Source organism: Pedobacter sp. CG_S7 (genome assembly GCF_040544395.1).
Classification (GTDB): domain Bacteria; phylum Bacteroidota; class Bacteroidia; order Sphingobacteriales; family Sphingobacteriaceae; genus Pedobacter.
Window position 1 is genome coordinate 1 of sequence record NZ_JBEONS010000061.1, and the last position, 8,381, is coordinate 8,381.

At 37.9% G+C, this 8,381-nt stretch carries 7 protein-coding genes, 1 tRNA gene and 2 pseudogenes; 7 read left to right on the forward strand and 3 right to left on the reverse strand.

Features of this window, described 5'->3' with window-relative positions:
- Positions 1–1,017: site-specific integrase (locus tag AAKU52_RS16645; RefSeq protein WP_354335629.1), on the forward strand; the 1,017-nt coding region annotated here is incomplete at its 5' end.
- Between the two features lie 129 nt (positions 1,018–1,146).
- A pseudogene (locus tag AAKU52_RS16650) lies at positions 1,147–1,296 on the forward strand (DUF932 domain-containing protein); the annotation flags it as partial.
- 149 nt (positions 1,297–1,445) lie between these two features.
- Here the strand turns inward: AAKU52_RS16650 and AAKU52_RS16655 are convergent.
- Complete coding sequence (locus AAKU52_RS16655; protein WP_354335631.1) at positions 1,446–2,690, reverse strand: site-specific integrase; 1,245 nt, start codon at positions 2,688–2,690, stop codon at positions 1,446–1,448.
- A gap of 297 nt (positions 2,691–2,987) precedes the next feature.
- Positions 2,988–3,061: transfer RNA gene (locus AAKU52_RS16660), tRNA-Pro, on the reverse strand.
- Between the two features lie 1,033 nt (positions 3,062–4,094).
- On the opposite strand from AAKU52_RS16660, the gene AAKU52_RS16665 reads away from it, so the two are divergent.
- From AAKU52_RS16665 to AAKU52_RS16675, 4 genes and pseudogenes are all read left to right on the forward strand, one after another.
- Complete coding sequence (locus AAKU52_RS16665) at positions 4,095–4,295, forward strand: hypothetical protein (RefSeq protein ID WP_354335633.1); 201 nt, start codon at positions 4,095–4,097, stop codon at positions 4,293–4,295.
- 21 nt (positions 4,296–4,316) lie between these two features.
- A complete protein-coding gene (locus AAKU52_RS16670) occupies positions 4,317–5,990 on the forward strand; it encodes an FAD-dependent oxidoreductase (protein ID WP_354335635.1) in 1,674 nt (557 codons plus the stop codon).
- 5 nt (positions 5,991–5,995) lie between these two features.
- A pseudogene (locus tag AAKU52_RS17570) lies at positions 5,996–6,133 on the forward strand (MFS transporter); the annotation flags it as partial.
- Between the two features lie 20 nt (positions 6,134–6,153).
- Positions 6,154–6,288 (forward strand): hypothetical protein, encoded by a 135-nt coding sequence (locus AAKU52_RS16675; RefSeq protein ID WP_354335637.1) that lies wholly within the window; start codon positions 6,154–6,156, stop codon positions 6,286–6,288.
- A 127-nt stretch (positions 6,289–6,415) separates the two neighbouring features.
- On the opposite strand, the gene AAKU52_RS16680 is transcribed toward AAKU52_RS16675, so the two are convergent.
- The gene (locus tag AAKU52_RS16680) at positions 6,416–7,399 is read right to left on the reverse strand and encodes an aldo/keto reductase (protein ID WP_354335639.1); all 984 of its coding nucleotides are present in this window, start codon (positions 7,397–7,399) and stop codon (positions 6,416–6,418) included.
- A 107-nt stretch (positions 7,400–7,506) separates the two neighbouring features.
- Here AAKU52_RS16680 and AAKU52_RS16685 point away from each other — a divergent pair, with 107 nt between their 5' ends.
- Complete coding sequence (locus AAKU52_RS16685) at positions 7,507–8,319, forward strand: AI-2E family transporter (protein ID WP_354335641.1); 813 nt, start codon at positions 7,507–7,509, stop codon at positions 8,317–8,319.
- The last annotated feature ends 62 nt before the right edge of the window (positions 8,320–8,381 follow it).

The following is an 8,381-nucleotide window of genomic DNA, read 5'->3' on the forward strand; positions in this document are numbered from 1 at the left end:
CATTTTTTCTGCTTTGGTCATATTGATTGTTTTTTAAAAAGCAAATGTAGAGTCAAGTTGCCTTTAAAAAAATATGGACTTTGTGGGGCGGATACTTTTGTTCAGCTCATCACTTTTATGAAAGAGCAAAAAGGCATAGTGGCGCAAAAGCTCACACTTGAAAAAATAAACAAAGAAACGATCATCGATTTCCTTGACTGGCTGCAACAAACCAGGCATTGTAGCAACGCTACCCGTAATTATCGTCTTGCCGCTATTCGTTCCTTCTTTAACTACCTACAATATGAAAACCCGGAAAGGCTGTTTGACTGGCAGAAAATCATCTCCATAAAAGTAAAACAGCACCAGAAGAAGAGCATCAATTATCTTACGACTGACGGTATAAAGTTGCTCCTAGAACAACCCGACATTTGTACACGTAATGGTCGCCGAAATCTCGCATTACTTGCCCTTATGTACGATAGCGGTGCCAGGGTGCAGGAAATAATTGACCTTACATCTTCCAGCATTAGGCTGGATTCCCCTAACCTTGTAAAGCTTGTAGGCAAAGGACGTAAGGCCCGGATGGTCCCGCTCCATGAGGAACAGATCGTGTTCCTGAAAAAGTATATGCAGGAAACCCATTTGTTGGAACCACATGCCAATCTCTATCCATTGTTCTCAAATGCCAGAAATGTAAAGCTCACCCGTGCAGGCATAACATACATTTTAAAAACTTGTGCCGATCAGGCAAGGAAAATAAATCCAGGTATTATACCAGAAACAATCAGTTGCCATTCCCTCAGGCACTCAAAAGCGATGCATCTTTTACAGGCCGGGATTAACTTGGTTTATATCCGTGATATTCTCGGACACGTATCTATTCAGACAACTGAAATTTATGCCCGTGCCGATTCCAAACAAAAGCGAGATGCTTTTGAAAAGGTCTATGTGGAAATGAAACCTGAAAAATCCAAAGATAAATCTTGGGAAAAAGATGATACTCTATTGGAATGGTTGAAAAACCTCAAAAAATAATCGAATTATTATGTAAAGTGATATTGTAAAGTAGATGCCTAAACGCAACTGTTTAAGGCTATTTTATGATATTGCTTTTCATAATCTTTTACTTTCCATAATTACCGTTATGCAAAGCTTTGCATAACGGTAACGGGTTATTTTCAAAATGTGCGGAATTATAGGGACGAGGAAAGCAAGTTAAAATCTATTATGTTCGGGACAGGTTTGCAGAGAAGCCAAACGGCTTTTAGCCTTTGTGAAGAGTTTGCTTTGCATGGCACAACCGCCCTTACTTAACTAATTTTGGGGCGGTCAGCCCCCTTTAAATAGGCTTATGCCTGCTGTCTTTCGGCTATCTAAATAGATAGGCCGAAAAATGGCGGGCGGCCCTACGGGCTAAAAGTGTATTTTAAGTACTGATAAGCAAACAAATGGTTATTTCACTCTCAATTTTGTGTTTCAATCGCCAATAATTTCTCGCTCAAACTAAACATATCATCACTAAGCTTCTGTTCAATAACCTTTGCATAAACCTGTGTTGTACTTAATTTGGTATGTCCGAGCATCTTGCTTACACTTTCCATCGGTACGCCATTATTGAGCGTAATCGTTGTGGCAAAGGTATGACGGGCAATATGGAACGTGAGGGGTTTAGTTATGCCACAAAGGTCGGCTATTTCTTTTAGGTACCCATTTAAACGCTGGTTGCTTAATCTTGGTAATAGTGAACCATCTGCTACTATTTTTGGATGCGTTTTATACTTTTCAATAATTTCTCTCGCCTTTTCAAGTAAGGGTATGCGAACCCCCGTAGAGGTTTTTTGTCTACTGGTAATTATCCAGTCCCTGCCATCGAGCCCAATCATAACACTGCCGGGCTGGAGGTTCATTACATCAATATAGGAAAGTCCGGTATAACAGCTGAATATAAACAGGTCTTTCACCTGTTGCAAACGTTCGATATCAAATTTCTTTTCCTCAATTCTTTTCAGTTCTTGAATATTCAGGCACTGGCGTTCTACACGGTCGAACTTTTGTTTGTACTTGGTAAAAGGGTCTTTCTCCAACCATTCCAGAGTTACTCCTAGTGAGACTATTTTCCGAAAACGTTCAATGTGCTTCATGATGCCGTTATTGTTCAATGGCCTGTGATGATCCGATGGCTTATGGTTACGGAGGTAGCGCTCAAAGTTGAGGATAAAGCTGTAGCTAAGCTCTGTTAGGTATTTATCTGTTGTTTTATATTGTTCTTTCAGAAATTTGTGGATATACCTTTCGGTAGTGTAATAGTTTTTAAGTGTTCCGGTTGCCAGAATACCAATTTGCCCGGTATTGTGGTAACTTATCAGCTTGCATAAGGTATAATCTTGCTGGTCGTTCCCGAATATCTTTTCCTTGATAATCTCAACAGTGATTAATTTCTTTTGCAGGTGCAATTCCTGATAGCACTCTACAATGGATGACCTGAACTTTTCAAGGTAGTTGTTCAGTTTAACGATCTCCTCACGGCTTCCCTTTGCCATTCCCTTACCAGCATTCCAGTTTTTATCCGCTATGGTACGTTTAACCGAAATATCAAGCCGCTTACCATTAACGGTGATGCGCATGTAGATCGGGATGGTTCCATCATTGTTAATTTTGTACCTGCGCAGATAAAAGGTGACCCCAAATGTGTTGTTTAATGCTTTCATGTCCATTCATTTTAGTTAGAAAAAAACCCGTTTGGTTCTACTTTTCGTGCCCTATCCTAAAAAGGGTACCAAAAGCATTCAAATTGAGGTAAAATAAACACCAAAACGTTCTGATTATCAATTGATTAATATGGTATTTGTGCCCCAATTTAAAAATTTAAAAAGGGACACCGAATAGGGCACATTCATATTGATATTATATGGATAAAATGGTATGAAAGAAAATTAGAAAACAACAAAAAACCCCTTTAATCACACAATTAAAGGGGTTTAGCCGACTTTTAGTTAGTCTAATTGTCGGGGTGGCAGGATTCGAACCTACGACCTCCTGCTCCCAAAGCAGGCGCGATACCGGGCTACGCTACACCCCGAATTTAATTTTAAATTCAAATGTATTTTACAATAGTTTTTGATTTCAAATTAGGGAAATTAGCTTTTTAATTAGCTAATTCTTACAGCATCTTTCCCGTTGCTGTGCTGCAAATCTAGCTAAATACATGATATATTCATTAAATAAATTAGAATATTATTCGAAACCTAGCTAAGGCATTCTCTTTCAATGAGAAAAGTTTTTTATTGATCTCAAAAAAGGTAAAAGGTAACCACCCATTGATTGCATTTTGATAGAAATTAGCAATAAATCTTTAATGTTTTTCTTGCCTTAAACTGGATGGTGGTTTGAAATTAATGATTGTTTTAAAAAAATAGCCATGTAAAATGTTGCTCTTTTGATTTTGCATGGCTATTATAATAATATTTGATGAAGCATTTAATAGAAAGCAACCTGAAATACTATTGTTCTGGGATAATTAAGATGGAAATAGTAGAATCTTTTGTGAATTCTTAAGAAGTGTTGAATTCTACTGTGAAGAAAAGGGAAGTTAAATGCAGAAGAAATGGTATTGAAATTTGTAGCCACAGATAAACAAGCGATTTCAAATATTTCCGGAGTAAGATTAATGAAGCAAAAGGAAATTCGATGTTTCCAATATTGTTTTGGGAATTAATAAAATATTCTCTATTTTGGTAAGCAGCTCATCTGTTAACTGGTTTGGATAAAATAGTATGGAAAAAACTTATCATCCTCTTTTATTACTCATCAGTCAGGATGATAGAGATGCTACTTGTTTAAGCAGGAGCGTAATAAGTTATTTAATTACATTTTTAACATTACGAAATCACGAGAAGCTTCCGAAGAGATAGTGATGGATGTATTTATGAAGTTATGGATGAACCGACAAATTCTCACTGAAGTTCAGCACTTTCCTTCCTTTTTTTTAGATTGCAAAAATAGAGCTTTGGATTTTTTTGTTAGAAATTTTTAAGATAAACAGAAGGGAACACTGAAGTTTTACTTCAATGGCTTGATCGCGCCTGTCCTTTAACCCTGATCTTAACTTGTTAATGGTAGGGATCATTGACATGAATAGTAATGTGGCAAATTCGAATAAAACTGATGGAATACATCCCACGGAAAATGGCTATCGCTTTATCGCGTTAACTATTTACGATTACCTGGTGGCTCATCAATTAGCTACTGGTATCATCATTTGTTTTGGCAACAGTATGGCTCTATCGATAGGGATAGTTATACTGCATATTTAAATAAACTATTAACGTATAAAGATGAATAAGGACATTTACAATTTTAAGAGATTTTACCTGCTGATTGTTCTGCTGTTTTGCCTCAGTGTAAAGGTCAAAGCACAACAAAAAGTGAAAGATATGGAAGCCGATATTGTTATTTATGGAGGAACTTCTGCAGCGGTAATGGCGGCAGTTCAGGCAACCAAAATGGGCAAATCGGTGGTGGTGGTTTCGCCGGATAAACATCTAGGTGGTTTATCATCCAGTGGACTTGGTTTTACAGATACCGGGAATAAACAAGTGATTGGAGGTTTGGCCAGGGAGTTTTACCACCGGGTTTACTTGCATTATGATCAGGATACGGCCTGGAAATGGCAACAAAAATCGGACTATGGTAACGTTGGTCAGGGAACACCAGCTATAGATGGAAAGGACCGTACCATGTGGATTTTCGAGCCTCATGTGGCAGAAGCCATTATGGAAGCATTTGTTAAGGAACATCAAATTAAAGTTTATCGAGATGAATGGCTGAACAGGGAAACAGGGGTAGAAAAGAAGGCTGGAAAAATAGTTTCCATTACAACGTTAAGTAGGAAAAAATTTAAAGGAAAGGTTTTTATAGATGCTACTTATGAAGGTGATCTGATGGCAGCGGCGAAAGTTTCTTACCATGTTGGACGTGAATCAAATGCAACTTATAATGAGCAGTGGAACGGTGTGCAGACCGAAGTGTTTCAACATGCACATCACTTTACGGAGCTCGTTGATCCTTACGTTATTAAAGGCGATAAGAGCAGTGGTTTATTAGAAGGGATTTCAGCAACACACCCGGGTGTTAAAGGAGCAGGTGACCATAAACTTCAGGCTTATTGCTTCCGGATGTGTCTCACTGACAATCCTGAAAATCGTGTTGAATTCCCTAAGCCGGATTTTTATAATCCTAAGGCTTACGAACTGTTGGTTAGGGTATTCGAAAAAGGGTGGAAAGAACTTTTCAATAAATATGATCCGGTTCCAAACCGTAAAACCGACACCAACAACCATGGCCCTTTCAGTACCGATTATATCGGAGAGAACTATGATTATCCGGAAGCGTGTTATGCGAGAAGAAAAGAGATCAATAAAGCGCATGAAAACTACCAGAAAGGGCTATTGTATTTCATGGCAAAGGACCCAAGAATCCCATCCGATCTACAGAAAAAGATAAATACCTGGGGCCTGGCCAAAGATGAATTTAAAGATAATGGTAACTGGCCACACCAACTTTACATTAGGGAGGCCAGAAGAATGGTTAGCGATTACGTAATGACTGAACATGATGTCTTAGGAAAGAAAGTAGTGCCACATTCGATTGGTATGGGTTCTTATTCGTTAGATTCACATCATATACAACGTTATGTTACAGAGGCTGGGTTTGTACAGAATGAAGGAGATATTGGCGTTAAAGCACCTCAACCATACAGTATTGCATACTATGCAATTATTCCAAAAAAAACAGAATGTGAGAACTTATTAGTCCCCGTTTGCTTATCTGTTTCCCATATAGCTTATGGCTCGATTAGAATGGAACCCGTGTTTATGATTTTGGGCGAGTCTGCTGCAACAGCTGCTTCCTTAGCTATAGATAGTAAATTACCAGTTCAGGACGTTGATTACAAACTACTTAAACATTTACTGCTGCAACAAAAACAACACTTAACCTTAACTGATTAGGCAAAATGAAACAAATATTAAACAGCCTAAATGCTGATCAATCAAAATTGTTTAGTTCGGCAGTTATTGTCGCCTCCCTTGGTTACTTTGTAGATATCTACGACCTGCTGCTCTTTAGCATTGTGCGTGTGTCTAGTTTACAATCCTTTCTATACTCACCCAATTGTTGAAAGGTCTCTTCGATAGGAATATTCTATATGCGGGTATTATTGTGGCGGTATTAAGTATTTTAGTCGCTTTTTTAGCCCTACGTAATATGGAAGAAACTTTCTATAAAGATCTTGATTATACTGAATAAGGTAAATCCAAATCTGATATTTACTGTTTATTTCTTCCATTTTACAGTAATAAATGATTCAAAGGGTAAATTACGCGCCTATTTTTAAAACTTTATATTAGTGAATATACATTGTTAAATTGACTAATTAAAAGTGCCCCCTGATTTGATCAATGATCTCGGTGTTGTATAATTTCCTTAATTCTTCATGCATGTGGTCTGAAAGAGGCTCCATCGCTGAGGCTTCCACGTTACTTTGAACATGACTTACTTTTGAGGCACCTGGGATAACAGTTGTTACTTCCGGGTGGTCCAGGATCCAGCGGATGGACCATTGTGACATACGTTCGTCGGGCAGCATATTTTTAATTGTCTTACTCAGTTTTACACCCTGTTTAAATTCAATACCTGAAAAAGTTTCACCTGCATTGAACTGTTCCCCATTTGCATTAAAATTGCGTTGGTCCCTACTAGAGAAAGTGGTATTGTCATCAAATTTGCCACTTAATAAGCCACTCGCCAAAGGTACGCGAATGATCAGCGCCACAACTTTTTCTGCGGCTTTAGCAAAAACCTCGTCCGCCACATGCTGCCGAAACAGGTTGAAGATCATTTGTAGCGACGCCAGGCCTTTTTGTTCCAGACACAAAAGTGCTTCCTCGTTGGTTTCAACACTCGCCCCGAAATGTTTAATTAACCCTTCATCTTGTAAACTTCTTAAATGGTCAAAGACTTTCCCTGAACGCATTTCCTCGGTTGGTATACAATGTAATTGCTGTAAAAATAACTGCGGCAGGCCTAAGTGTTTCAAGGAATCTTGCGTTTGTTTCTTCATGGCATCATAGCTGAAATTCTGCGGCCAGCCATTCTCATGATCGCCACGTCTACCTATTTTGGTAGAAACAAAAACCTCCTTGTCTATGGTTTTAAGGAATTTTCCGATCAACTTTTCGCTTACACCCATACCGTACACATCAGCGGTGTCAATAAAATTGCCACCGGCATCAACGTATGTTTGCAATATGCTCATGGCCGAATTATCGTCTACATTTCCCCAATCCGCGCTACCTAATTGCCAGGTTCCCAATCCAACTTCTGCGATGGCTGTATCTTTAAATAATCTATAATTCATTTTAATCAGTGTCAGTGTAAAAGATGGTATGGAGTTGTTATGATGATTATTATCAAACAAATTAGGTGTGCTTTTGTTTGATATCGATTAAACCTCACTTTTCCGAAATGGATACATCACAATTCAGGCATCAACCGTTTTATTTTAAATTAGCATGTATTCTTTTTATACTAATCTCGCTGGTTTACATTGTTACCTTAAGTAAAGATATACTTTCTCCACTTATTTTTTCCTGTTTGTTTTCAATTCTTTTATTGCCCATGGCAAATTTATTTGAAAGGAAAACCAGACTTCCGCGAAGTGGCGCTTCTATGTTATCAGTACTTATATTTCTAGCATCAATAGCCCTTATTTTGTATATTATAGGGGCGCAGGCATCAAAATTGGGGAAGGACTGGCCGCAATTTGAGGAACAACTTGGTAAGTCTATTGGCACGATCCAACAATGGATAACGGATACTTTTAATATAAATGCGAATAAGCAGCTGCACTATGTACATACGGCTACTGGCAAAATTATGGATTCAGGTACAACAGTGATTGGTACAACGCTACTTTCTCTTTCGTCCGTATTGCTCTTTTTTGTTTTCACATTTATTTATACCTTTTTCTTCCTGCTGTATAGAAAATTAATCTTGAAATTTCTTGAATCCGTGTTTCTAGAGGAAAATAAAATTATGGTACATGACATCATTGAACAAATACAATATATCATCAGGAAATATATTACAGGCTTATTTATTCAAATGGGAATCGTGGCAGCGATTGTGTTTGTGGCTTTCTGGGCATTGGGAATTAAGTATGCCTTATTGTTAGCCATGATTACAGCTCTAATTAATATCATCCCTTATATCGGAATTTTCATCGCTCTGGTGATCAGTACGCTCGTTAAGACCGTTGCAAGGCAATATGTGATTTAACTAATTGATTAACAATAAATTACACTTGTTTTTTTTGTTATTTAGGATATTTTTATGTATTT